Source organism: Bradyrhizobium sp. SZCCHNPS1003 (assembly GCF_032381555.1).
Classification (GTDB): Bacteria; Pseudomonadota; Alphaproteobacteria; order Rhizobiales; family Xanthobacteraceae; genus Bradyrhizobium.
The window spans coordinates 362,133-385,558 of sequence record NZ_JAUHIU010000003.1 but is presented as its reverse complement, the minus strand read 5'-3'; the positions used below and the strand labels follow the sequence as shown (position 1 = coordinate 385,558).

Genomic DNA, 23,426 nt, shown 5'->3' with positions numbered 1-23,426 from the left:
ATGGCTGATTTCTTTGCAAGCTCGTTCTGGACCGGCTTCCTCTGGCCGCTGATCGTCATGGTCGCGCAGAGCGTCCTGCTCCTCGTCGTCCTGCTGGTCGCGATTGCCTACATCCTGCTGGCCGACCGCAAGATCTGGGCGGCGGTGCAGATCCGCCGGGGTCCCAATGTGGTCGGGCCCTGGGGCCTGTTTCAGTCCTTCGCGGACCTGCTGAAGTTCGTGCTCAAGGAGCCGATCATTCCGGCCGGCGCCAACAAGGGCGTGTTCCTGCTGGCGCCGCTGGTCTCCTGCGTGCTGGCGCTGGCGGCCTGGGCGGTGATCCCGACCAATCTCGGCTGGGCGATCGCCGACATCAATGTCGGCATCCTCTTCATCTTCGCGATCTCGTCGCTGTCGATCTACGGCATCATCATGGCCGGCTGGTCGTCGAACTCGAAGTACCCGTTCCTGGCGGCGCTGCGTTCGGCGGCACAGATGGTGTCCTACGAGGTCTCGATCGGCTTCGTCATCATCACCGTGCTGCTCTGCGCCGGCACCCTGAACCTCTCGGCGGTGGTCGAGGCGCAGCATGCGCGCGGTCTCGCCAGCCTGATCGGCCTGCCGCAGTTGACGATCCTGAACTGGTACGTCTGGCCGCTGTTCCCGATGTTCGTCGTGTTCTACGTCTCGGCGCTGGCCGAGACCAACCGTCCGCCGTTCGATCTGGTGGAGGCGGAATCGGAGCTCGTCGCCGGCTTCATGGTGGAATACGGCTCGACGCCGTACCTGCTGTTCATGCTCGGCGAGTATGTCGCGATCACCACGATGTGCGCGCTGGCGACGATCCTGTTTCTGGGCGGCTGGCTGCCGCCGATCGACCTGCCGCCGTTCAACTGGGTGCCGGGCGTCATCTGGTTCTCGCTCAAGCTGTTCTTCATGTTCTTCCTGATCGCGATGGCGAAAGCGATCGTGCCGCGTTACCGCTACGACCAGTTGATGCGTCTTGGCTGGAAAGTGTTCCTGCCGCTGTCGCTGGCCATGGTGGTGATCGTCGCGGGCGTGCTGCACTTCGCCGGCATCGCGCCGAAATGAGGCTGTCATGAACATTTCCGCCACCGCACGGTCGCTGCTGCTGCAGGAGTTCGTCTCCGCGTTCTTCCTCGCGATGCGTTACTTCTTTCAGCCCAAGCCGACCCTGAACTATCCGTTCGAGAAGGGCCCGATCTCGCCGCGCTTCCGCGGCGAGCACGCGCTGCGCCGCTATCCCAATGGCGAGGAGCGCTGCATTGCCTGCAAGCTCTGCGAGGCCGTCTGCCCTGCGCAGGCGATTACCATCGAGGCCGGCCCGCGTCGCAACGACGGCACCCGCCGCACGGTGCGCTACGACATCGACATGGTGAAGTGCATCTATTGCGGCCTCTGCCAGGAGGCTTGTCCTGTGGATGCCATCGTCGAGGGACCGAACTTCGAGTTCGCGACCGAGACCCGCGAGGAGCTCTACTATGACAAGGCCAAGCTGCTCGCGAACGGCGACCGCTGGGAGCGCGAGATCTCCAAAGCCATCGCGCTCGACGCGCCGTACCGCTGAGGCCGTCCGATGATCCTTCCTGCGCTCTTCTTCTATCTCTTCGCGGCGGTCTGCGTAGCCTCGGCCGTGATGGTGATCGTCTCCAAGAACCCCGTTCATTCGGTGCTCTATCTGATCCTCGCCTTCGTCAACGCCTCCGGCCTGTTCGTGCTGATGGGAGCCGAATTCCTGGCGATGATCCTGGTCGTCGTCTATGTCGGCGCGGTCGCGGTGCTGTTCCTGTTCGTGATCATGATGCTCGACGTCGACTTCACGGAGCTCCGCGAGGGCTTCCTGCAGTACATGCCGATTGGCCTCGTCATCGGCGGCATCTTCCTGTTCGAGCTGCTGCTGACCGTGTCGTATTGGGTCATCAACCCGACGGCGCCGAAGGCGATCACCGCGGCGATCCCGACCAACGTCACCAACACCGAGGCGCTCGGCCTCGTGCTCTATACGAAATACATCCATTACTTCCAGCTGTCGGGCATGATCCTGCTGGTGGCGATGATCGGCGCGATCGTGCTGACCCTGCGCCACAAGGCGAGCGTCAAGCGCCAGGACATCAACGTCCAGAACGCGCGCACGCCCGAGATGGCGATGGCCGTCCGCAAGGTTGCGGTCGGGCAGGGGCTGCAGGATACGGACGCCGCGGAGTGGGTGAAATGACCATCGGACTGGGACATTACCTCGCCGTCGCCGCGATGCTGTTCACGCTCGGCATCCTCGGCATCTTCCTGAACCGCAAGAACATCATCGTCATCCTGATGTCGATCGAGCTGATCCTGCTCGCGGTGAACATCAACCTGGTGGCGTTCTCCACCTTCCTCGGCGACATCGTCGGGCAGGTGTTCGCGCTGCTGGTTCTGACCGTTGCGGCGGCGGAAGCCGCGATCGGCCTCGCCGTGCTGGTGGTCTACTTCCGCAACCGCGGCTCGATTGCGGTTGAAGACGTCAATCTGATGAAGGGCTAAGGGCGCATGATCCGCACAGATGGGGGCCGGCTTGCCGGCAAGGTCATGCGTAAGGGGACGGGCGAATGATCCAGGCCATTGTCTTTCTGCCGCTGCTCGGCGCGATCCTGGCCGGCCTGATCGCGCTGCTGGGGGCGCATGGACGCCATCCGAGCGGCGATGTGGTCGAGCATCATCACGACGACGGCCATCACGACGACGGCCATCACCACGGCGCCGCCGACGCGCAGGCACATGACGATCGCGGTCATGGGCACGATGACCATCATGTCGCCGAGCCGCCCGCGGCCGGCACCTGGGCCGCGCAGGTGATCACGACGGCGCTGTTGTTCGTGTCGGCCGGCCTATCCTGGGCGATGCTGATCAGCGTCGGCTTCATGCATCATGAGGCCGGGGTCAAGGAGCTGCTGCCCTGGATCAATTCCGGCGAGCTGCAGGTCTCCTGGGCGCTGCGCGTCGATACGCTGACGGCGGTGATGCTCGTCGTCGTGACCAGCGTGTCCTCGCTCGTGCATCTCTATTCGATCGGCTACATGGATGAGGATCCGAACCGTCCGCGCTTCTTCGCCTATCTCAGCCTGTTCACCTTCGCGATGCTGATGCTGGTGACGGCGAACAACCTCGTGCAGCTGTTCTTCGGCTGGGAGGGCGTCGGTCTCGCCAGCTACCTGCTGATCGGCTTCTGGTTCCAGAAGCCGTCGGCCAACGCTGCCGCGATCAAGGCCTTCGTCGTCAACCGCGTCGGCGATTTCGGCTTCGCGCTCGGCATCTTCGCCGTGTTCCTGCTGGCGAAGTCGACCGACTTCGAGACCATCTTCAACGCCGCGCCGAGCTTCGCGGGCAAGACCATCAACTTCCTCGGCTGGAATGCCGACGCGCTGACCCTGACCTGCCTGCTGCTGTTCATGGGCGCGATGGGCAAGTCGGCCCAGTTCCTGCTGCACACCTGGTTGCCGGACGCGATGGAAGGTCCGACCCCGGTCTCGGCGCTGATCCACGCCGCGACCATGGTCACCGCCGGCGTGTTCATGGTGGCGCGCCTGTCGCCGCTGTTCGAGCTCGCGCCCAATGCGCAGGCCGTGGTGATGTTCTTCGGCGCCACAACCGCGTTCTTCGCCGCGACCGTCGGCCTCGTGCAGAACGACATCAAGCGCATCGTCGCGTACTCGACCTGCTCACAGCTCGGCTACATGTTCGTGGCGATGGGAGCAGGGGCCTACTCGGTCGGCATGTTCCACCTGTTCACGCACGCCTTCTTCAAGGCGTTGCTGTTCTTAGGGTCAGGCTCGGTGATCTACGCGATGCACCACGAGCAGGACATCCGCAACATGGGCGGCCTGTGGCGCAAGATCCCGTACACCTTCGCGGTGATGACGGTCGGCACGCTGGCGTTGACCGGCTTCCCCGGCTTCGCAGGCTTCTTCTCCAAGGATGCGATCATCGAGGCTGCGTACGCCGCACACAATCCGTTTGCGACCTACGCGTATTTCCTCACCATTGTCGCCGCCGGCCTGACCTCGTTCTATTCCTGGCGCCTGGTGTTCAAGACATTCTTCGGTACGCCGCACGACCAGCACCACTACGATGCCGCACATGAGAGCCCGATCTGGATGCTGATCCCGATCGGCGTGCTCGCGGCAGGCTCGATCCTGGCCGGCCTCCCGTTCAAGGGCGTGTTCACCGATCCCCATGGTGTCGAGCACTTCTTCGGCGAGTCGCTGAAGATGAACCCGCACATCCTGGAGGACATGGAGCATATGCCGTTCTGGCTCGCTCAACTGCCGTTCATCATGATGGTGCTGGGCTTTGCGGTCTCCTACTTCTTCTACATTAGTCGTCCGGACATCCCGGAGGAGCTGGCGGCCCAGCAGCCGCTGCTCTACAAGTTCCTGCTCAACAAGTGGTACTTCGACGAGCTGTATGACGTGATCTTCGTCCGTCCTGCGAAGTGGCTCGGCCGCTTCCTCTGGAAGAAGGGCGACGGCTTCGTCATCGACGGGTTCGGTCCGGATGGTGTCTCGGCGCGGGTGCTCGACATCACGCGCAACGTCGTCAAGATCCAGACCGGATATCTCTATCATTATGCCTTTGCCATGCTGATCGGCGTCGCCGGCCTGATCACTTGGTTCATGTTCATGGGGGGCCAGCAATGACCACCTGGCCAATTCTCTCTGTCGTCACCTTCCTGCCCATCGTCGGCGCGCTGCTGATCTATCTGGTGCGCGGCGACGACGAGGCGGCCCGGCGCAACGCGCGCTGGATCGCGCTGTGGACCACGCTGATCACCTTCGCGGTGTCGGTGATCCTGGTGCTGCGCTTCGATCCGGCACAGACCGACTTCCAATTCGTCGAGAAGTCGAACTGGCTGGCGGCCGGCATCAGCTATCACATGGGCGTCGACGGCATCTCGCTGCCGTTCGTAATCCTGACCACCGCTTTGATGCCGTTCTGCATCATCGCGAGCTGGAAGTCGGTCACCAACCGGCTGCGCGAATACATGATGGCGTTCCTGATCCTGGAAACGCTGATGGTTGGCACGTTCTCCGCGCTCGACCTCGTGCTGTTCTATCTGTTCTTCGAGGGCGGGCTGATCCCGATGTTCCTGATCATCGGGGTCTGGGGCGGTCCGCGCCGGGTCTACGCCTCGTTCAAGTTCTTTCTCTACACGCTGCTTGGCTCGGTGCTGATGCTGCTCGCCATCATGGCGCTGTACTGGAACGCCGGCACCACCGACATTCCGACCTTGATGCATACGGCGGTGCCGCGCTCCTTGCAGACCTGGGCATGGCTTGCCTTCTTCGCCTCCTTCGCGGTGAAGATGCCGATGTGGCCGGTTCACACCTGGCTGCCGGATGCGCACGTCGAGGCGCCCACCGCGGGCTCGGTGATTCTCGCCGCGATCCTGCTGAAGATGGGCGGCTACGGCTTCCTGCGCTTCTCGCTGCCGATGTTTCCGCTGGCGTCGCACGACTTCGCGCCGCTGGTCTTTACGCTCTCCGTGATCGCGATCATCTACACCTCGCTGGTCGCGCTGATGCAGGAGGACATCAAGAAGCTCATTGCCTATTCGTCGGTGGCGCATATGGGCTTCGTCACGATGGGCATCTTCGCCGGCACCATGCAGGGCGTGGCCGGGGGCGTGTTCCAGATGATCTCCCACGGCATCGTCTCGGGCGCGCTGTTCCTCTGCGTCGGTATCGTCTACGACCGGATGCACACCCGCGAGATCGCGGCCTATGGCGGCCTCGTCAACCGGATGCCGGTCTATGCGCTGGTGTTCATGGTGTTCACCATGGCCAATGTCGGCCTGCCCGGCACCTCCGGCTTCGTCGGCGAGTTCATGACCCTGCTCGGCACTTTCAAGGTGTCGATCCCGACCGCGTTCTTCGCGACCTTCGGCGTCATCCTCTCGGCGGCCTACGCGCTGTGGCTCTACCGCAAGGTGGTGTTCGGTGCGCTGACCAAGCCGTCGCTGGCCAGCATCAAGGATCTCACCCTGCGTGAGGGCGTGATCCTGTTTCCGCTGGTGGCGCTGACCATCCTGTTCGGCGTTTATCCGAAGCCGATCCTCGATATGTCGGCGGCGTCGGTGCAGCAGCTCGTCAACAACTACAATACCGCCGTGACGGCCGTGAAGGCCGCCGCGCTGCTCCAATGATGAGACCTTGAGGGGTCGGGACACAGACGATGATCGAGAATCTTGGGCCTCAGCTTTGGGTGGTGTTGCCGGAGCTGCTGTTGGCCGTGGGGGCCATGGCGCTGTTGATGCTGGGCGCGTTTCGCGGACAGGGGACGACGGGGCTCGTCACCTGGCTGGCGGTCGCTCTGCTGATCGTGGTCGGCATCCTGGTGCTCAGGCAGCCGGGCGGCCAGGCGTTCGGCGGCAGCTTCATCGCTGACAGCTACGCGCGCTTCCTGAAGATCCTGGCGCTGATCGGCTCGATCGCGACGCTGATCATGTCGGTCGAATTCCTGTCGGCGCCGGACCGCCGCATCTTCGAATATGCGATCCTGGTGCTGCTCTCGACCTTGGGCATGCTGGTGCTGATCTCGGCCGGCGACCTGATCACGCTCTACCTCGGTCTCGAGCTGATGTCGCTCGCGCTCTACGTTGTCGCGGCCAGCCATCGCGACAACGTCAAGTCGACAGAGGCCGGCCTGAAGTATTTCGTGCTGGGCGCGCTATCCTCCGGCATGCTGCTGTACGGCGCATCGCTGATCTACGGCTTTACCGGAACGGTCAGCTTTGCCGGGATCGCGGCGGCGACGAAGGCCGGCAGCGTCGGCATCATTTTCGGCCTCGTCTTCCTGTTCGCCGGCCTGTGCTTCAAGGTGTCTGCGGTGCCGTTCCACATGTGGACGCCGGACGTCTATGAAGGCGCGCCGACCCCGGTGACGGCGTTCTTCGCCTCGGCTCCGAAGGTCGCCGCTCTCGCCGTGTTTGCGCGCGTCGCGCTGACCGCGTTCCCCGGCATCACCTTCCAGTGGCAGCAGATCATCGTGTTCGTCTCGATCGCCTCGATGGCGCTCGGCTCGTTCGCCGCGATCGGCCAGACCAACATCAAGCGCCTGATGGCCTATTCGTCGATCGGCCACATGGGCTTCGCGCTGGTCGGTCTCGCCGCCGGTACGGTCGAGGGCGCGCAGGGCGTGCTGACCTACATCGCGATCTACGTCGCGATGACGCTCGGCTCCTTCGCCGTGATCATGGCGATCAAGCGCAACGGCCAATCGTTCGAGAAGATCAGCGATTTTTCGGGACTTTCGCGCACCAATCCGCTGCTCGCCTTCTTCTTCGCGATGCTGCTGTTCTCGCTGGCCGGCGTTCCTCCGCTCGCGGGCTTCTTCGCCAAATGGTACGTGTTCGTCGCCGCGATCAAGGGCGGGCTGTTTACACTGTCGGTGATCGGCGTCCTTACCAGCGTGGTCGGCGCCTACTATTATCTGCTGATCGTCAAGACGATGTATTTCGACGAGCCGCTGCCTACGCTCGATCCCGTCAGGATCGAGCTGCGCACCGTGCTCGCGATCTCCGGCATCTTCAACATCCTGTTCTTCGCCTATCCCGGCCCGCTCGTCAGCGCGGCGGCGGCCGCGGCGAAATCGCTGTTCTAGATGACGTTTGCGCTAGGGTCCCAGGCCGCCAAGGCTGGCTACGGACTCGTCACGTTCGACCAGACCGGCTCGACCAATGTCGAGGCGCTGAAGTCAGCCCGAGAGGGCGGCAGGGCGCCATGCTGGTTCGTCACATCGGAGCAGACGGCCGGGCGCGGCCGGCGCCAGCGTCCGTGGATCGCCCCGCGTGGCAATCTGGCCTCGAGCGTGCTGGAAGTGCTGAACGTGGCTCCTGCGATCGCAGCCACACTCGGCTTTGCCGCAGGCCTCTCCATCGAGAGCGCGTTGCGCCAGGTGAGCATCGAGGCTGCGCTGCGGTCCGGAGCACACGCGTCATTTGCGCTGAAATGGCCGAACGACGTTCTCGCTGACGGCCGCAAGATCGTCGGCATGCTGCTCGAGGCGGAGCAGGTGGCTGGCGGATTGGCGGTGGTCGCCGGCATTGGAACCAACGTGGTGGCGGCGCCGCTGGATACCCCGACACCGGCGGTATCGTTGGCGGACCTCGGAATCCAGGTGACCGCCGAGGATCTGTTCTCGGCGCTGTCGGATGCCTGGGTCGAATATTTCGGCATCTGGAACGAGGGGCGGGGCTTCGGTGATATCCGCAGGCTCTGGCTGGAGCGGGCGGCAGGCCTCGGCCAGCCGGTCGCCATCAGGTCCGGACATGCTATCATCGAGGGGATTTTCGACACGATCGACGAACAGGGTTGTATGCTGGTGCGGACCGCGGAGGGACGATTGGAGCCGATCACGGCCGGTGATGTTCATTTCGGCTCGGTCGCATCCAAAGGAGCGGTCTAGATGGCACGTCCCGACGAACTGACATTTGCGCCGCTCGGAGGTGTCGGCGAGATCGGCATGAACCTGTCGATCTACGGGCTCGGCAATCGCCACCAGCGCTCGTGGCTCGCGATCGATCTTGGCGTCTCCTTCGGCGATGAGGAGCATCTGCCGGGCATCGACTTGATCATGCCCGACGTCGCCTTCCTGGAGAAGGAGCGCAACAACCTGGTCGGCCTCGTGCTGACCCACGCGCATGAGGACCATTTCGGCGCCATCATCGATCTGTGGCCGCGGCTGAAATGCCCGATCTACGCGACCAAGTTCAGCGCCGCGCTGTTCGAGGCCAAGTGCGAGGCTGAGCGCCTCCCGGCCAAGATCCCGGTCAAGGTGATCCCCTCCGGCGGCCGCGTCGACATAGGTCCTTTCAACGTCGAGTTCATTCCGGTCGCGCATTCGATCCCTGAATCGCACGCGCTGGCGATCCACACCGAGGTCGGAACCGTCCTGCACACCGGTGACTGGAAGATCGATCCGACGCCGGTGTTGGGCGCGCCGACGGATGAGAAGCGGCTGCGCGAGCTCGGCGACGCCGGACTTCTCGCCTTGATCGGGGATTCCACCAACGCTGTGCGCGAGGGACGCTCGCCGTCGGAGGCCGAGGTTGCCAAGACGATTACGACCCTGGTCAAGGAGGCGCGCGGCCGCGTGGCCGTGACCACCTTCGCCTCCAACGTCGCGCGTATCCGCGCCGTCGCCGAAGCGGCGCGCGCGGCCGAGCGCGAGGTCGTCATCGTCGGCCGCGCCATGGAGCGCGTGGTCCAGGTCGCGCGCGAGACCGGTTATCTCGATGGCGTGCAGAACTTCCGCGGCATGGACCTCTACGGCCACTTTCCGGCCGACAAGGTGCTGGCGCTGTGCACGGGGAGCCAGGGCGAGCCGCGCGCCGCGCTCTCGCGCATCGCCAATGACGATCATCCGCTGGTCACCTTGAACAAGGGCGACACTGTCATCTTCTCGTCGCGCACCATCCCCGGCAACGAGAAGGCGGTCGGCGCCGTCATCAACGGGCTGGTGCAGCAGGGTATCGAGATCATCACCGACCGCAATCATCTGGTTCATGTCTCCGGCCATCCGCGCCGCGACGAGCTGCGCGACATGATCGCGTGGACGCGGCCGCAGCTCTTGATCCCCGTCCATGGCGAGGCGCTGCATCTGCACGAGCACGCGAGGCTGGCGCGCGCCTGCGGCGTGCCCAAGGTGATCACCTGTCGCAACGGCGATCTCGTCAAGCTCGGTCCCGGCGATCCCGGAATCATCGACCAGCTGCCGGCAGGGCGCCTCTACAAGGACGGCAGCATCGTCGAGGATTCGAAGTCGCGCGCCGTGGTCGAGCGTCGCAAGATGGCCTTTGCCGGCTGCATCTTCGTGGCGCTCGCCATCACCGAGAAGGGCGAGCTGGCCGACGATCCGGAAGTCGACATGGTCGGCATCCCCGAGAAGAATGCGGCGGGCGAGGAGATGGACGACATCGTCTTCGATGCTGTCGTCTCGACCTTCGAAGGTCTGCCGCGGGCGCGTCGGCGCGATCCGGACGCAGCGGCAGAATCCGTGCGGCGGGCGGTGCGTTCGGCGGTCAATGAGCAATGGGGCAAGAAGCCGATCTGTCTGGTTCACGTCCTGGAAGTCTGACGCAGGCCGATCAAACGGCGGTTCAAAAGAAAAGTGGAGGATGTCATGCTGGGCCGGCTCAACCACGTCGCCATCGCGGTCAAGGACGCCGAAAAGGCCGCCAAGATCTACGGCGCGGCGTTCGGCGCCGAGATATCCCCAGCCGTCCCGTTGCCTGAGCACGGCGTGATCACCGTGTTCGTGACCCTGCCCAATACCAAGATCGAGTTCATTCAGCCGCTGGGCGAAGCGTCGCCGATCGCGAAGTTTCTCGAGCGCAATGCGGATGGCGGCATCCATCACGTCTGCTACGAGGTGGCCGACATCATCGCCTCGCGCGACACGCTGATCAAGGAGGGCGCCCGCGTGCTCGGCGACGGCCAGCCGAAGATCGGCGCCCATGGCAAGCCGGTGCTGTTCCTGCATCCGAAGGATTTTTCCGGCGCGCTCGTCGAGATCGAGCAGGCCTGAGGCAGCGGGGCGATCATGGCCTATACGATCTCTACCTGGCTCGCGATCTACTTCGTGCTGTGGTGGGTCATGCTGTTCGTGACCCTGCCGTTCGGCGTGCGCAGCCAGCACGAGACGGGCGGCGGCTCGCCCGGCACCGATCCCGGGGCGCCGACCATCAGCCTGATGGGACGCCGCCTGATCTGGACGACGCTGCTGTCGGCGGTCGTGTTCGGCCTGGCACTCGTGGCCTATCAGGCCGGGTATCTCAGCATCGAGCGACTGTCGCGGCTGATGGGGATTCCGTTCTAGCTGCCGCTCGCATCGCACAACGTTCTCTCGAAGCCGATGCGCGGACGCGCGTCGGCTTTTTTGCTATAGGAGGTCAAAACAAGTTCGATAGGGAGGTTGCGCGTGACGACATCGGCCGAGGCCCGGAACGGGACGCCATCGGGCTATCGCATTCTGAACGAGACTGATCTTCGAAACTATCTCGCGGGGATCCCTTCAGTTGCAGGGCAACTCGGCGGACCGGCCGAGCGCTGGTCGATCACCGAGGTCGGCGATGGCAACCTCAATCTAGTCTTCATCGTCAAGGGATCGTCCGGCGGACTCGCGGTGAAGCAGGCGCTGCCTTACGTGCGGCTGGTCGGCGAGAGCTGGCCGCTGCCGCTGTCACGCGCCCACTATGAGCATCTGGCGCTGACGCATCAGAACCGCCTTGCCCCGGGCCTCGTGCCGGCCATCGTTCATCATGATCCGGCGCTGGCGCTGACGGCGATGGAGCTGCTGGAGCCGCACATCATCATGCGCAAGGGGCTGGTCGCGGGCACGATCTATCCGGCCTTCGTCGATCACATCACGACCTTCATGGCGCGGACGCTGTTCTTCTCGTCCGACCTCGCGCTCTCTGCCGCCGCGAAGAAGGAGGCGATCGCGAGCTTCGCCGGCAATCACGCGCTGTGCAAGATCACGGAGGACCTGATCTTCACCGATCCCTATCGGATCGCTGAGCAGAACCGCTGGACCTCACCATGGCTCGACGCGACCGCGGCCGACATTCGTGCCGATCTCGATCTTCATGTCGCGGTCTCCCGGCTGAAGCTGAAGTTCTTGTCGAGCGCCGAGGCGCTGATCCATGGTGACCTGCACACCGGATCGATCATGGTCACGGACACCGAGACCCGGGTGATCGATCCGGAATTCGCCTTCTACGGCCCGATGGGCTTCGACGTCGGTGCTGTCCTGGCCAACTTGTTGATGGCCTATTTTGCATCGGCCGGACACGAGCGCGCGCCCGGCGACAGGGCGGCATTCGAGAGCTGGGTGCTGATCACCGTGGACCAGGTGTGGAGCGCGTTCTCGGGCAAGTTCCTGGCGCTGTGGCGCAGCGAGGCCATCGGCGATGCCTATCCGCTCTCGCTGTTTCCCGGTGAAGCAGGAACTGCGCGGCTTGAGGCCGAACGTCAGGCCTTCATGGCGCGCCTGTTCCAGGATGCCGTCGGATTTGCAGCCGCGAAGATCATCCGTCGTATTCTCGGCCTGGCGCACAACATCGATTTCGAGCTGATCGAGGATGAGAAGCGGCGCGCGACCTGCGAGGCGCGGGCATTGCGCTTGGCCCGAACGCTGATGGTGGAGACGGCATCGTTCACGTCGATCGAGGTCGTGACACGCGCCGCGCGCGAGCTGCGTCACTGGCAGCCTGGTTTTTGATTCACGGGGTCAACGTCATTGCGAGGAGCAAAGCGACGAAGCAATCCAGAATCTTCGCAAGCCTCTGGAATGCTTCGCTTCGCTCGCAATGACGGAAACAGATGCGTAGGGTGGGCAAAGGCACGCGGCGACGGTCTGTCGTCGTTTGCACTGTCAGATCGCGCCGTGCCCACCATGTCTCACGTGCCACGTAGCTCGATGGTGGGCACGCGACCGCCCTACGACACACGCTCAATCCGCCGCCTTGGCGCGCAGCCGCTGCGCGTAGACGTTGATCACCAGCGCGGCGAGCAGGATCAGGCCGCGGATCAGAATCTTCAGGAAGCTGTCGATGTTGACGTGGTCGAGGCCGTTGTTGAGCACGCCGAGCACGAACAGGCCGACGATGGTGTTGCCGATGCCGCCGCGGCCGCCGAACAGGCTGGTGCCGCCGACCACGACGGCGGCGATCGAATCCAGCAGGTAGGTGTCGAACTCGTTCTGCTGCGCGCTGCCGAAATGCGCCACGCCGAGCATGCCGCCGATCCCCGAGCAGACGGCCGAGATCACCATGACGCTGCCGAGGATCAGCTTGACGTTCAGCCCCGAATATTCCGCCGCCTCGCGGTTGCCGCCGACCATGTAGACGTAGCGGCCGAACCGCGTGTAGGTCAGCACGAGGTGACCGAGCAACAGCATCAGGGCGGCCACGATCACGATCCAGGGCACGCCCGCGACGGAGCCGGAGCCGAGCGTCGTGATGATGGGCGGCACCTTGTAGGCGATCTGGCCGCGCACCAGCATGGCCGAAATGCCTGCGGCGATCTGCATCATCGCGAGCGTCATGATGAAGGAGGGAATGCCGATCACGGTCAGGCCGAAGGCGTTGACCACGCCAAGCAGCGCGCACAGCGCCAGCGCGAGCAGGATGGCGGCAAAGCCGGGCATCGGCAAATTGGCGATGTTGACGTAGGACTCCTGCAAGGTGAAATAGGCCACCGCGATGCCGGTCACGTTCGCGATGGCAGCGATCGACAGGTCGATCTCGGCGCACAGGATCACGAAGGTCAGTCCGACCGCGATGATGCCGGTCACCGACACCTGGGTCAGGATGTTGCCGACATTGTCGAGCGTGGCGAAGGATGGACTCGCGATTGCGAAGAACGCGGTGAGGAAGATCAGCGTCAGGAATGGCGCGATGTTGCGCATCTGCGAGCGCAGCAGCGCTGCGACCCCACCGGCGCGTCGTGGTTGCGCCTCCGGCATCGGAACGGTCTCGCCATGCGCCATGACAATCTCCCTACGCCGCCTCGAGCAGACGGTCTTTGCTGATGGTCTCGCCGGCGAATTCGCGCACGACCTCGCCGCGCTTGAGCACGATGACGCGATCGGCCAGTGACAGGACAGTCTCCGGCTCCGTCGAGAGCACGATGACGGCAATGCCCTGGTCGCGTAGTTTCCGCACGATCTGGATCACGTCACTCTTGGCGCCAACATCCATGCCGCGGGTCGGCTCGCACAGCACCAGGAGCCGGGGCGGGTGGCTGAGCCATTTGGCCAGCGCGACCTTCTGCTGGTTGCCGCCCGAGAGCAGGCCAAGGTCGATCTCGACGTCGGCGGGACGGATCTGCAACTGCTCGACCTGGCGCTTCGCAAGCGCGCGCTCGCGGGCCGGCTTCAGCAGCACCGCGTTGATGCGGTCGAGGATGCTGATCGAGACGTTCTTGTAGACGGGCTCCTGCAGGAACAGCATGTCGCGGCGGCTCTCGGGCACGAAGGCGATGCCGGCGCGGCGCGCATCCGCCGTGCTCTTGAAGCGGTTGCGCTCGCCCGAGACGCGCAGCTCGCCGGCGTCGGGCGCGAGCTTGCCGAATAGGATCCGCGCCAGCTCGAGCTGGCCGCAGCCCATGAAGCCGTAGATGCCGAGCACCTCTCCGGCATGCACCGAAAATGAGACGCGCTTCAAGTTGCGCGCCAGCGACAGGCCCGCGGCCTCGACCACCACCGGCTTGTCGGCCGGCGGCGCGGGCAGGGTGATGTCGTGGGTGTAGCTGTCCTCCAGCGCATCGCGGCCCTTGCCGATCATGGCCTCGATCAGCGCCGCCTTGCTGGTATCGGCCGCAGGTGTCTCCATGATCTTGCGACCGTTGCGGAAGACGGTCACCTCATCGGAGATGAGCAGAATGTCTTCGATGAAGTGCGAGATGAAGATGATTCCGGTGCCCTGCTCGCGTAGCGCGCGCAAGGTCGCGAACAGCCGTTCGACCTCGGGCGGTGACAGCGCCGAGGTCGGCTCGTCCAGGATGATGATGCGCGCGCCGGAGAACAGCACACGCGCGATCTCGATCAGTTGCTGCAGTCCGATCGGGAGATCGCCGAGCCGGCTCATCGGATCGGCGTCGATCCCGAGCTTCTTGAGCTGTTCGGCGGCCTCGCGCGCCATCCGGCGCCACTGCACGATACCGAGGGCATTGGTCGGCTGGTTGCCGAGAAACACGTTCTCGGCAACCGTGAGATCAGGTGCGACGCTGAGCTCCTGATGCACCATGGCGATGCCGGCCGCACGGGCGTCCCGCACGGAGTTGAAATGAACCTCGCGGCCGTCGAGCAGGAAACGGCCGGAGAAGCCGGTGTGCACGCCGGCGATGATCTTCATCAGCGTGCTCTTGCCGGCGCCGTTCTCCCCGACGAGACCATGGATCTCGCCGGGGCGAAGCGTGAAGTCGACGCCGCGCAACGCGGTGACGCCGCCGAACGACTTGGTGATGTCCTGCAATTCCAGAAGAGGCGGGCGGCTGTTCGACATGGGGAGGGACTTCAGATCAGGAAGTGATCCTCCATCCATTGCATGCCGGCGGCATTGGCCTTGGTCACGACGGGCCCATCGGTGATGACGTGCTTCGGAATGCCCTGGCCGCTCTTCTCGCCGGCGGTGACCGCGGCGACGCCTGCGACGATCGCGCCGCCATGAATACGGCAGGACGGATTGCGGACGGTCGCGAACATGCGGCCCTCGCTGACCGCCTGGATCGCCGGCGGCATGGCGTCGACGCCGCCGATCAGGATGTTGGTGCGGTTGCGCGCCTTCATGATGTTGTAGGCGGCGAGCGCCATGTCGTCATTGTGGAAGAACGCCGCGTCGATCTGCGGGTATTTGGTGAGATAGGTCTCCCACAGCCGTGCCGCCTTCGACACGTCCCAGTCGGCCGGCTGCGTGTCCAGCACCTCGATGTTCGGGAACTGCTTGATCACCGAATTGAAGCCCTTGGCACGGCCCTGCGCGCCGGTGTGGCCGAGCGCGCCCTGCGTCATGATGATCTTGCCCTTGCCGCCCATCGCAGTCGCCAGAGCCTGCGTGACCGATGCGCCCATGAACTCATTGTCGGGCGCCAGGAACGAATGCACATTGATCTGATCCAGCGGCGCGATCAGCGTGTCCATGTCGATCACGGGAATGCCGGCATCGATCATCTTCTGCACCGGCTGGGTCAGGGTTCCGATGCCGAACGCCTGGATGGCGACGAAATCCCACTTCTGCGACGCCATGTTGTCGATCGCGGCGCGCTGCTTCACCGCATCGAGCTGACCGTCGAACCAGGTGACCTCGACATTGAGCAGCTTGCCCCACCATTCCGCGGCCTGCTTGCCCTGGGCGCACCAGGTCGCCTGCAGGCCGGCATTGGAGAAGGCCGCCTTGAGGGGCTTTTCGGAGCGGCCCATCTCGGCGGCCATCGCCGGATTGATGCCGAAGCCGGCGAGAAGGGCCGCCGCAGAGCCCGCGGCCGTCGCCGCCTGGAGAAGATCGCGCCTCGTCGTGGACGTTCTTTTAGTGCCGGACATCCCGTGCTCCCTGTCCCATCGTTGTCCGGCGGCGTCATTGATCGCGCCGCCGAGAACAGCAGTGTTTCACAACCCCATTGATCACGCCACAGCCGGATGTTGTGCGTTGCACCGAGCGACTATCGCGGCGCACGCGCGATGTCAGAAAACCGTGATGTGCTCGTGGTACGCGGCAGCGCAGCTTTGGGAGAGAGCCTTTGGCCACGACACGCATTGCCGTGATCGCCGACATCCATCACGGCCGGGATACACCAACGAAGCGAGGATCGGCGGCGCTGCAATTGCTCGAGCGCTTCGTCACGGAGGTGAACGCCGAAAACATCGATGCGGTCATCGATCTCGGCGACCGGATTTCTGACGAAGATCCCGAGCGCGATCGTCTGCTGCAAAGCGATGTCGCGATGTGTTTCGCAAAGCTTGCGCCGACGCATCATCACGTCAGCGGCAATCATGATGTCGCATTGCTCAGTCTCGCCGACAATGAAGCGATCATGGATCGTCCGAGCGGGTCGCGCGCCCTGATCATCGGCGATGTCAGATGCGTGTTCTGGCAACCCGACGTGACTCTCACGCCGACGCGCGGCCTTCGCCTCTCCGCGGGCGATCTCGACGCGCTGGTCCAACTGCTCGTGCAGGATGATCGTCCAACCTTGCTCGTCAGCCACGTGCCATTGTCAGGGCATGCTCAGATCGGCAACTACTACTTCGAAGCCAATCAGGGACACGCGGCCTATGCCGAGACCGACGCAATCCGCACGGCCATCGCGGACGCGCCGTGCCCGATCGTCGCGCTCGCCGGCCATGTTCATTGGAATACGCTGACGACGGTCGATGGCACACCGCATCTGACCTTGCAGTCGTTGACCGAGACGTTCATCTCGGGCGATCCGGCCGAGGCGGCGGGCATTCTCGCGATCGATGATGGTGTGCTGCGCTGGACCGTGACCGGCCGCGAGCCGCTGTCGGTGACACTGCCCTGGCCAGCGGCCAAGGCGCGGTGGCGTGATCCATTGGAGCGCTTTGCGACGGCTGCGGTGGCCTGATGTGATTGCGTGTTCAGGCGGCGTTCATCCGGCCCGCGATACCGTTAACGGGAAATATTGTGGCGCGCTGCGACGACTGCAAAAAAATAGAGCAGGGCAGCGGGCCCTGCTCGGAAATTGTGTCGACCCTTTAGATATCCCGCAAGTTCAGATTTGATCTTGTTAAGCGGGGTGACGCTGCTTGTTGCGCGCCAGGGCTCCTCCCGAGACTTGGACCACCAGACTTCCGCAAGCGTTAGCCTGAGGCCCAAATTCGTAGACGATCTTTTTGCGTTTGTCATCCTTTTCGGCAACGATTGTTCAAAATTCGCGCACTCTCTGAAATGATCGGTAAGTGCTTGCAATTGACGAGTTTTATTTTCGTGTTTTCTCGTGATGGGTGCTGAATTACCGTGAAAGCGGTCGGCCCATCGGTTGCGGCGGGATTGTTCTTAATCAACGACCGCTGGCGAAATGTGCCGACTGTGCCTTGCGCGACCTCGACTCCTGGCGTTCGCTCGGGCACAAGAATTCAGTTCATTTGGCAGGCTTTGATGCGGCAGCGGCTGCAGGCGTTTCTCCCGATCATGCTGATCGCACTGATGGTGCAGATCCTGGCGCCGATCGGTGCTGCCTGGGCGGCGGCTTCAGCCGCGGCTGACCCGCTGCGCGGCCTCGAAATTTGCCACAGCCAGTCTGGTTCCCAGTCGTTGGACGATGAGTCGCCGGCGAAGCTCGCACTCCACGGCTGTTCGCTGTGCTGCCTGGCGCAGCCGGTCACACTGGATGGGCCGGAGCTGTCCGCCATCGCCACACCGCAACGGGAATCGGGCGAGGTCGTGTGGCGCGCCGGTGATCCGGCCGGCCGGATCACCAAGGCCTTCTCGAACGCGCAGGCAAGGGCTCCGCCCGCAGCGTGACGCGCTGGCTGCTGTGCGGCCCTTATCTCCCAAATCGCATAACCACCGTGCGTTGTCTGCTCGGCCGTGACTGGCGCGCGGACACGTGCCAATCGATCGAGCCGCCGGCGCATTGCCGCCAAGAAAAGGATAACCGACATGACCTTCCTCGGACGCTCTCTGCTTGCATTCGCTCTCCTGTTGGGCGGATCTTCTGCCGCCTTCGCCGCGGATGTGAAGGCCGGTGACCTCGTCATCACCCAGCCATGGAGCCGCGCCACGCCGGGCGGCGCCAAGACGGGCGCCGGCTATCTGACCATCGAGAACAAGGGCAGCGCGCCGGACCGCCTCGTCGCAGTGACGGGCGACGTCGCCGGGCGAGTCGAGATTCACGAGATGGCTGTCACCAACGGCGTCATGACCATGCGTCCGCTGGACAAGGGACTCACGATCGAGCCGGGCAAGACCGTCGCGCTGGCGCCGGGCGGCTATCACCTGATGCTGATGGATCTGAAGAGCCCGCTGAAGCAGGGCGACAAGCTGCCGGTCACGCTGGAGTTCGAGAAGGCCGGCAAGGTCGCCGTGACGCTCGAGGTGCAGGCGGTCGGCGCCAAGGGGCCGGGCGGAGAGGGCGGCAGCATGATGAAGCAGCACGATCATTCCGGCATGAAGATGTAGGCCGGGCGCACTGCGACTCCGACGGAGAGGCCGGCCTCGATGCAACGGGTGGTGAACGCTGCCATGACAGCCGGTTCGCTCGCGAGCCGGCTGGTGGCGGTCGGCCGTGCTCGGGGGCCTGCCGCCCGCTTCCGTCGAAAGCTCGGCCGATATCTGCCGGTCGCCCTGCTAGCAATGCTGTTGCAGGTGCTAGCGCCAGTGGCGGCGTCCGCCATGACGGCTGTGACGATCGCGACGGCCGATCCGTTTGGCGGGGTGGTGATCTGTCATGCCGAGACGGATGCGGCGCCATCGAATGGCGATACCGACCGCACCGCCTGCGGCCTCGACTGCGTCATGTGCTGCGTGCTGCACGCTGCCGCGGCGCTCGACGCGCCGCCCGCGCCATTCGATGCGGCTCCGCTGCGTCTGACGGCGTCCATCGTCTGGACTGCGCGCGAGCTCCGCCTCGTTCATCTGCTCGCCCGGGCACAGGCGCAACCAAGAGGACCTCCCTTCCTTTCCTGAGCACAGAAATCGTCATCGGCGCCGCAGCAGCGCGCCAATCCGTTCTGAACCAGGAAGACCGGCCGTGCAGCCGGCATCGGGGAAGTCAAACATGTTCCGTCGTCATGCCCTTGGTGGTGTGAGCGTGCTCGCCCTGCAGCTCATGCTGCTGCAATCGGCCACGATCGCGAGCGCCGAGACCGAGAAGGAATTGCCGTCCGTCACCGTCGACGCGCCGCGCGCCGCGCCACAACGGGCCGTGCGCAAGCCGATCGCGCAGGCAACATCCGTCCGCACTCACGTGCCGAAGCCGCCTGCCGCATCCGTGGCCAGCAGCTCCGGGCAGGGAGGAGCGGTGTCCGACCCAGCCTCGGGTGCCGGCGCCGCTCGCAGCCAGCTCAGCCAGTCGCCGTCCGGCCAGACCGCGACCACGATCGACCGCAGCCGCTACGATGACCGGCCTGCGTTTTCCGTCGGCGACATCCTACGCGAAAGCCCCGGCGTCTCGCTCAAGCAGGGCAACGGACCGCGCGATCTCGGCATCTCGATCCGCGGCTCCAATGCCCGCAACGGCTTCGGCATCCGCAACATCGCGCTGTTCGAGGACGGCTTTCCCGTCACGCAGCCGGACGGGCTGTCGCGCAGCGACCTGATCGATCCCCACGCCTATGGTGCGGTCGACGTGATCCGCGGGCCGTCCTCGGCGCTCTATGGCAATTACGCGACCGGAGGTGCGATCAACTTCCGCACCCGCCCGGGCGGCAGCATCGACGGTGCGGAGATCGGCAGCGAAGGCGGCAGCTTCGGCTATCTCAGCAACTACATGACGTTCGGCAAGAAGGTCGGCAATTTCGAGGGCTCGCTGTTCACCAGCGACGTCCGCGGCGACGGCTATCTCGGCAACAGCTGGTTCAACACCCAGACCGTCAACTTCCTCGGCACCTACAGGGCGACGCCCAACGACCGCTTCACGGTCAAGATCATCAACAACGACTTGGTCACGCGGCTGCCGCTCCGTTACACGCTGAGCCAATACTATCAAAACCCGTACCAGCAGGGCTGCACCACCTGGGCGTCCAGAGCAGCCGGCTGCGCGACCGTCGGGCTCAACAAGAACGGAATCAATGCGCTCGGTGGAGTGGACCAGGAGACCGCGTTGCAGGCGGGCCTCGGCCGCAACGACCGCCGCACCATCGTCGGGGGCCGCTGGGAGCACGACTTCGACAACGACACGACCTGGCGCAACCAGTTCGTGTTCGACGACCGCAACATCAGCCAGCCGACAGGATCGACCAGCGCGATCGGCGACTATCCGTCCTACAACTACATGAGCGACCTCACCAAGAGGGGAGAGATCTTCGGCCTGGAATCGACCGCCTTTTTCGGCGCGTTCTACAACACGCTGACCGCGTCAGGAGATACGCGCTTCGTCGTGCCCGGCGGCAACGCGGCGCTCGGCGGCCTCTCGGCCAACACCTGGAGCGAGACCACCAACTACGGCCTGCGGGCGCGCGAGGAGCTCAAGCTAACAGCGGCACTGACGGCGATGGCCGGTCTCGGCTGGGAGCGTACCCATCTGCGCGGCGTGAACACCGCCTATACCTACGGCGCGACGGCAACGACGACGATCACGACGGCGGACCGGCAGTTCGACAATCTCGCTCCCGAGCTGGCGCTGCTCTACCGCGTGAACAGCGACTGGCTGCTGCGCGCCCGCGTTGCCACCGGCTATGGCACGCCGCAGGTCTCGAACCTGTTCGTGTTGCCAACCGGCGATTTCGGCAACAACACCCAGCTGAAGTCGCAGACCAATCTGGGCTACGACGTGGGTTTCGACTGGACGCCGAACCGGTCTCTGACCCTCAGCGCGACGGGCTTCTACGAGTTCTTCCGCAACGAGATCGTCACCCAGGCCGTCACGGGGACGCAGAACACCTCCTACACCTTCAACGCACCGCGCTCGGAGCATCGCGGCGTCGAATTGGCGGCCGATTGGCGGTTCCTGCCGGGCTGGCGGTTCACCACTGCCTACACCTACCTCGACCAAGTCTACACTGAATATACCGAGAACCTTGCGGGCGGCTCGAAGCTGTTCAGCTTCAACCGCGTTGGCAACAAGATTCCCGGCATCTCGCCGAACGAGCTGACCGCACGGCTCGGATACGATCACCATAGCGGGAGGCTCGCGGGGCTTGGTGCCTTCGTCGAGGTCCAGTGGAAGGATTCCTTCTATATGGACAACGCCAATCTGCTGAAGGCACCGGGCTATGAGCTCGTCAATCTGAACGTCCACTACAAGACCGAGCTTGCCTCGGATACGTTCAAGTCGATGAACGTCTTCTTCGAGGTCCGCAATGTGTTCGACCGCACCTACATCGCCTCCGCAAACAACCTGCAGAATACGGTGACGGGCGCCGGCGTGCAGGGACTGGCGGGCACCGGGACGATCTACGCCGGCTCACCGCGCGCCTTTTTGGCCGGCATGAAGGTGGCATTCCGATGAGGACCGAAATGACAAGGACGTCACGACTTCGAAGCGGCCTCGTTGGACTGGCGATTGCCTTGCTCTGTCCGCTCACCGCCCAAGCCCAGATTGCGCACCAGCACGGATCTGACGCTGCATGCGAGGGCACTGAGCTCCGATGCGCAACCAAGGTGACGCCGTTCTTCGCTGGCGACGGCAAGCTCTGGCTCGTTTGGATGGCCGGAGGACGGATCTCGGTTGCGAGCTCGTCCGACGGCGGGAAAACGTATTCCGCCACCGTGCCGGTCACCGAGCAGCAGCTCAACCTCGACTGGGGGCCCGATGCCCGGCCGAAGCTGGTAGTCGATGGCAAAGGCGTCATCGCGGTGGCGTTCTCGATCTTCCGCGACCAGGCGTTCAACGGGCAGGTGCTGTACTCCAGGTCGGAGGACGGCGGCAAAAGCTTCGCGGCACTCCGTCCCATCACGTCGAACAACGAAAGCCAACGCTTCGAGGCGCTGGCGCTGGACCAGGACGGCACCGTCTTCGTGGCGTGGCTCGACAAGCGCAACCGGGTGCCGGCGAAGGCCGCCGGGCGCGCCTACGAGGGCGCGGCTTTGTTCTTCTCCTCGTCGCGCGATGGCGGCGCCACCTATGCCGAAGCGACGCTGGCCCAGGACAACACCTGCGAATGCTGCCGGCTCGGCCTTGCCTTCGCGGGGCCGGGACGTCCGGCGGTGATGTTCCGCAACATCTTCGAAGGCAGCGTGCGCGACCATGCCGTGATCACGTTCAGTGATCTCGGCACGCCCGGCGAGGTCTACCGGGTCAGCACCGACGATTGGCAGATCAAGGCCTGCCCGCATCAAGGGCCGAGCCTGGCCGTGGCGCCGACCGGCACCTATCACGTCGCCTGGTTCACCAACGGCAAGGCTCGCAAGGGGCTGTTCTATGCGCATTCGCGCGACGGTGGCCGAACGTTCTCGGAGCCCATGTCGATCGGTCAGGCCGATCGCAATCCCACGCGGCCCTATGTGCTCGCGACCCAGGACAGCACAACGCTGGTGTGGAAGGAGTTCGACGGCGAGCGGACCACGGTGATGGGAATGCAATCGCGGGACGATGGCGAGACGTGGTCGAAGCCGCGCGCCGTTGCCAGCACGGACAATGCGTCGGATCACCCGCTGCTGGTCGCCCGTGGCAGGCAGATATTCCTGTCCTGGATGACCAAGTCGGACGGCTATCGGTTGCAGCCGATCGGAGATGAGTCATGAAACGCGCATTCGCAGCCCTTGCGATCTTTGGCCTCGTCGCCTTGACGGCGTCGAGCACCGCAGCGCCGCCATCGCTCAAGCCGTTCGAGCGCGGCACGTGGCGCGAGGTGCTGCGGGCCCATGCGGGTCGTCCGACCCTGATCCATTTCTGGGGCGTCACCTGCGGCCCCTGCAAGATCGAGCTGCCGCAGCTCGGCAAGTTCATGTTCGATCATCCCGAGATCGACGTGGTCACGGTCAGCGCCGACCTCGTGCCCAATCTGAATGCCGCGACCCAGGCCATGCTGGACAAGGCCGGTCTCTCCACGGCGGAGAACTTCATTTTCGCCGACGGCTATGTGGAGCGCCTCCGGTTCGAGATCGATCCGTCCTGGCAGGGCGACATTCCGCGCACGATGCTCGTGACCCGCGAGGGCGTCGTCTCGACCATCGAAGGCAGCGCCGAGATCAGCGATCTCGACAAATGGTCCTCGGAGCAGGGACGGTCGCGCTAGGACGGTCCGGGCGAGGGGATCAAGGCTGGCCGCGC

General features: G+C 64.4%; 22 protein-coding genes. 19 read left to right on the top strand and 3 right to left on the bottom strand.

The window, feature by feature from the left end:
- The 12 genes from nuoH to mtnK all read left to right on the top strand — a co-directional run bounded on the left by nuoH (position 1) and on the right by mtnK (position 12,255).
- On the top strand, positions 1 to 1,071 hold the full coding sequence (nuoH, locus tag QX126_RS07655; protein ID WP_315738267.1) for an NADH-quinone oxidoreductase subunit NuoH: 1,071 nt from the start codon (positions 1 to 3) through the stop codon (positions 1,069 to 1,071).
- Positions 1,072 to 1,078: 7 nt separating this feature from the next.
- Positions 1,079 to 1,567 (top strand): NADH-quinone oxidoreductase subunit NuoI, encoded by a 489-nt coding sequence (gene nuoI / locus QX126_RS07650; RefSeq protein WP_006611003.1) that lies wholly within the window; start codon positions 1,079 to 1,081, stop codon positions 1,565 to 1,567.
- Positions 1,568 to 1,576: 9 nt separating this feature from the next.
- Positions 1,577 to 2,215, top strand: a complete 639-nt coding sequence (locus tag QX126_RS07645; RefSeq protein WP_315738266.1) for an NADH-quinone oxidoreductase subunit J — start codon at positions 1,577 to 1,579, stop codon at positions 2,213 to 2,215.
- The gene (gene nuoK / locus QX126_RS07640; RefSeq protein WP_284418728.1) at positions 2,212 to 2,520 is read left to right on the top strand and encodes an NADH-quinone oxidoreductase subunit NuoK; all 309 of its coding nucleotides are present in this window, start codon (positions 2,212 to 2,214) and stop codon (positions 2,518 to 2,520) included. Before QX126_RS07645 ends, nuoK begins: the two co-directional genes overlap by 4 nt.
- Before the next feature lie 65 nt (positions 2,521 to 2,585).
- The gene (gene nuoL, locus QX126_RS07635; protein WP_315780244.1) at positions 2,586 to 4,673 is read left to right on the top strand and encodes an NADH-quinone oxidoreductase subunit L; all 2,088 of its coding nucleotides are present in this window, start codon (positions 2,586 to 2,588) and stop codon (positions 4,671 to 4,673) included.
- Positions 4,670 to 6,178, top strand: a complete 1,509-nt coding sequence (locus tag QX126_RS07630; RefSeq protein WP_315780242.1) for an NADH-quinone oxidoreductase subunit M — start codon at positions 4,670 to 4,672, stop codon at positions 6,176 to 6,178. Before nuoL ends, QX126_RS07630 begins: the two co-directional genes overlap by 4 nt.
- A gap of 29 nt (positions 6,179 to 6,207) precedes the next feature.
- Positions 6,208 to 7,635, top strand: coding sequence for an NADH-quinone oxidoreductase subunit NuoN (gene nuoN / locus QX126_RS07625; protein WP_315780240.1), 1,428 nt, complete (start codon positions 6,208 to 6,210; stop codon positions 7,633 to 7,635).
- Positions 7,636 to 8,439 (top strand): biotin--[acetyl-CoA-carboxylase] ligase, encoded by an 804-nt coding sequence (locus QX126_RS07620; protein WP_315780238.1) that lies wholly within the window; start codon positions 7,636 to 7,638, stop codon positions 8,437 to 8,439.
- Complete coding sequence (locus tag QX126_RS07615) at positions 8,440 to 10,110, top strand: ribonuclease J (protein ID WP_315738261.1); 1,671 nt, start codon at positions 8,440 to 8,442, stop codon at positions 10,108 to 10,110.
- Between the two features lie 45 nt (positions 10,111 to 10,155).
- Positions 10,156 to 10,560 (top strand): methylmalonyl-CoA epimerase, encoded by a 405-nt coding sequence (mce, locus tag QX126_RS07610; RefSeq protein ID WP_315738260.1) that lies wholly within the window; start codon positions 10,156 to 10,158, stop codon positions 10,558 to 10,560.
- A 15-nt stretch (positions 10,561 to 10,575) separates the two neighbouring features.
- Positions 10,576 to 10,851, top strand: a complete 276-nt coding sequence (locus tag QX126_RS07605; RefSeq protein WP_315738259.1) for a DUF1467 family protein — start codon at positions 10,576 to 10,578, stop codon at positions 10,849 to 10,851.
- Between the two features lie 102 nt (positions 10,852 to 10,953).
- Positions 10,954 to 12,255 carry an S-methyl-5-thioribose kinase gene (gene mtnK, locus QX126_RS07600; RefSeq protein ID WP_315780236.1) on the top strand — a complete coding sequence of 434 codons (1,302 nt, stop codon included), beginning with the start codon at positions 10,954 to 10,956 and terminating at the stop codon, positions 12,253 to 12,255.
- A 231-nt stretch (positions 12,256 to 12,486) separates the two neighbouring features.
- Here the strand turns inward: mtnK and QX126_RS07595 are convergent, their stop codons facing one another.
- Genes QX126_RS07595 through QX126_RS07585 form a run of 3 tightly spaced genes read right to left on the bottom strand, consistent with a single transcriptional unit; the run spans position 12,487 to position 16,074 of the window.
- The gene (locus tag QX126_RS07595; protein WP_315738257.1) at positions 12,487 to 13,524 is read right to left on the bottom strand and encodes an ABC transporter permease; all 1,038 of its coding nucleotides are present in this window, start codon (positions 13,522 to 13,524) and stop codon (positions 12,487 to 12,489) included.
- A 10-nt stretch (positions 13,525 to 13,534) separates the two neighbouring features.
- Positions 13,535 to 15,040 (bottom strand): sugar ABC transporter ATP-binding protein, encoded by a 1,506-nt coding sequence (locus QX126_RS07590; RefSeq protein WP_315780233.1) that lies wholly within the window; start codon positions 15,038 to 15,040, stop codon positions 13,535 to 13,537.
- Between the two features lie 11 nt (positions 15,041 to 15,051).
- Positions 15,052 to 16,074: a sugar ABC transporter substrate-binding protein gene (locus QX126_RS07585; RefSeq protein ID WP_315738255.1), complete on the bottom strand. Its 1,023-nt coding sequence runs from the start codon at positions 16,072 to 16,074 to the stop codon at positions 15,052 to 15,054.
- A 197-nt stretch (positions 16,075 to 16,271) separates the two neighbouring features.
- Between QX126_RS07585 and QX126_RS07580 the strand changes: the two genes are divergently transcribed.
- The 7 genes from QX126_RS07580 (at position 16,272) to QX126_RS07550 (ending at position 23,391) form a co-directional block, all read left to right on the top strand.
- Positions 16,272 to 17,117, top strand: a complete 846-nt coding sequence (locus QX126_RS07580; protein ID WP_315780231.1) for a metallophosphoesterase family protein — start codon at positions 16,272 to 16,274, stop codon at positions 17,115 to 17,117.
- Between the two features lie 533 nt (positions 17,118 to 17,650).
- Positions 17,651 to 18,016: a DUF2946 family protein gene (locus QX126_RS07575; protein ID WP_315780229.1), complete on the top strand. Its 366-nt coding sequence runs from the start codon at positions 17,651 to 17,653 to the stop codon at positions 18,014 to 18,016.
- A 138-nt stretch (positions 18,017 to 18,154) separates the two neighbouring features.
- Positions 18,155 to 18,673, top strand: a complete 519-nt coding sequence (locus tag QX126_RS07570) for a copper chaperone PCu(A)C (RefSeq protein WP_315738252.1) — start codon at positions 18,155 to 18,157, stop codon at positions 18,671 to 18,673.
- 63 nt (positions 18,674 to 18,736) lie between these two features.
- Positions 18,737 to 19,180 (top strand): DUF2946 family protein, encoded by a 444-nt coding sequence (locus QX126_RS07565; RefSeq protein WP_315775055.1) that lies wholly within the window; start codon positions 18,737 to 18,739, stop codon positions 19,178 to 19,180.
- A gap of 91 nt (positions 19,181 to 19,271) precedes the next feature.
- Positions 19,272 to 21,662 carry a TonB-dependent receptor family protein gene (locus QX126_RS07560; RefSeq protein WP_315780227.1) on the top strand — a complete coding sequence of 797 codons (2,391 nt, stop codon included), beginning with the start codon at positions 19,272 to 19,274 and terminating at the stop codon, positions 21,660 to 21,662.
- An 8-nt stretch (positions 21,663 to 21,670) separates the two neighbouring features.
- Positions 21,671 to 22,897 carry a sialidase family protein gene (locus tag QX126_RS07555; RefSeq protein ID WP_315780225.1) on the top strand — a complete coding sequence of 409 codons (1,227 nt, stop codon included), beginning with the start codon at positions 21,671 to 21,673 and terminating at the stop codon, positions 22,895 to 22,897.
- Positions 22,894 to 23,391: a TlpA disulfide reductase family protein gene (locus QX126_RS07550; protein ID WP_315770847.1), complete on the top strand. Its 498-nt coding sequence runs from the start codon at positions 22,894 to 22,896 to the stop codon at positions 23,389 to 23,391. Before QX126_RS07555 ends, QX126_RS07550 begins: the two co-directional genes overlap by 4 nt.
- Positions 23,392 to 23,426 lie beyond the last annotated feature (35 nt).

Bases quoted from the DNA above. Each gene is read 5' to 3' on its own strand.
- QX126_RS07605 (WP_315738259.1), top strand. From the start codon at position 10,576: ATGGCCTATACGATCTCTACCTGGCTCGCGATCTACTTCGTGCTGTGG.
- QX126_RS07645 (WP_315738266.1), top strand. From the start codon at position 1,577: ATGATCCTTCCTGCGCTCTTCTTCTATCTCTTCGCGGCGGTCTGCGTA.
- mce (WP_315738260.1), top strand. From the start codon at position 10,156: ATGCTGGGCCGGCTCAACCACGTCGCCATCGCGGTCAAGGACGCCGAA.
- nuoN (WP_315780240.1), top strand. From the start codon at position 6,208: ATGATCGAGAATCTTGGGCCTCAGCTTTGGGTGGTGTTGCCGGAGCTG.
- QX126_RS07620 (WP_315780238.1), top strand. From the start codon at position 7,636: ATGACGTTTGCGCTAGGGTCCCAGGCCGCCAAGGCTGGCTACGGACTC.
- QX126_RS07575 (WP_315780229.1), top strand. From the start codon at position 17,651: ATGCGGCAGCGGCTGCAGGCGTTTCTCCCGATCATGCTGATCGCACTG.
- QX126_RS07595 (WP_315738257.1), bottom strand. From the start codon at position 13,524: ATGGCGCATGGCGAGACCGTTCCGATGCCGGAGGCGCAACCACGACGC.
- nuoK (WP_284418728.1), top strand. From the start codon at position 2,212: ATGACCATCGGACTGGGACATTACCTCGCCGTCGCCGCGATGCTGTTC.
- QX126_RS07550 (WP_315770847.1), top strand. From the start codon at position 22,894: ATGAAACGCGCATTCGCAGCCCTTGCGATCTTTGGCCTCGTCGCCTTG.
- QX126_RS07560 (WP_315780227.1), top strand. From the start codon at position 19,272: ATGTTCCGTCGTCATGCCCTTGGTGGTGTGAGCGTGCTCGCCCTGCAG.
- QX126_RS07555 (WP_315780225.1), top strand. From the start codon at position 21,671: ATGACAAGGACGTCACGACTTCGAAGCGGCCTCGTTGGACTGGCGATT.
- QX126_RS07585 (WP_315738255.1), bottom strand. From the start codon at position 16,074: ATGTCCGGCACTAAAAGAACGTCCACGACGAGGCGCGATCTTCTCCAG.
- nuoL (WP_315780244.1), top strand. From the start codon at position 2,586: ATGATCCAGGCCATTGTCTTTCTGCCGCTGCTCGGCGCGATCCTGGCC.
- QX126_RS07565 (WP_315775055.1), top strand. From the start codon at position 18,737: ATGACAGCCGGTTCGCTCGCGAGCCGGCTGGTGGCGGTCGGCCGTGCT.
- QX126_RS07590 (WP_315780233.1), bottom strand. From the start codon at position 15,040: ATGTCGAACAGCCGCCCGCCTCTTCTGGAATTGCAGGACATCACCAAG.
- QX126_RS07630 (WP_315780242.1), top strand. From the start codon at position 4,670: ATGACCACCTGGCCAATTCTCTCTGTCGTCACCTTCCTGCCCATCGTC.
- QX126_RS07570 (WP_315738252.1), top strand. From the start codon at position 18,155: ATGACCTTCCTCGGACGCTCTCTGCTTGCATTCGCTCTCCTGTTGGGC.
- QX126_RS07615 (WP_315738261.1), top strand. From the start codon at position 8,440: ATGGCACGTCCCGACGAACTGACATTTGCGCCGCTCGGAGGTGTCGGC.
- nuoI (WP_006611003.1), top strand. From the start codon at position 1,079: ATGAACATTTCCGCCACCGCACGGTCGCTGCTGCTGCAGGAGTTCGTC.
- nuoH (WP_315738267.1), top strand. From the start codon at position 1: ATGGCTGATTTCTTTGCAAGCTCGTTCTGGACCGGCTTCCTCTGGCCG.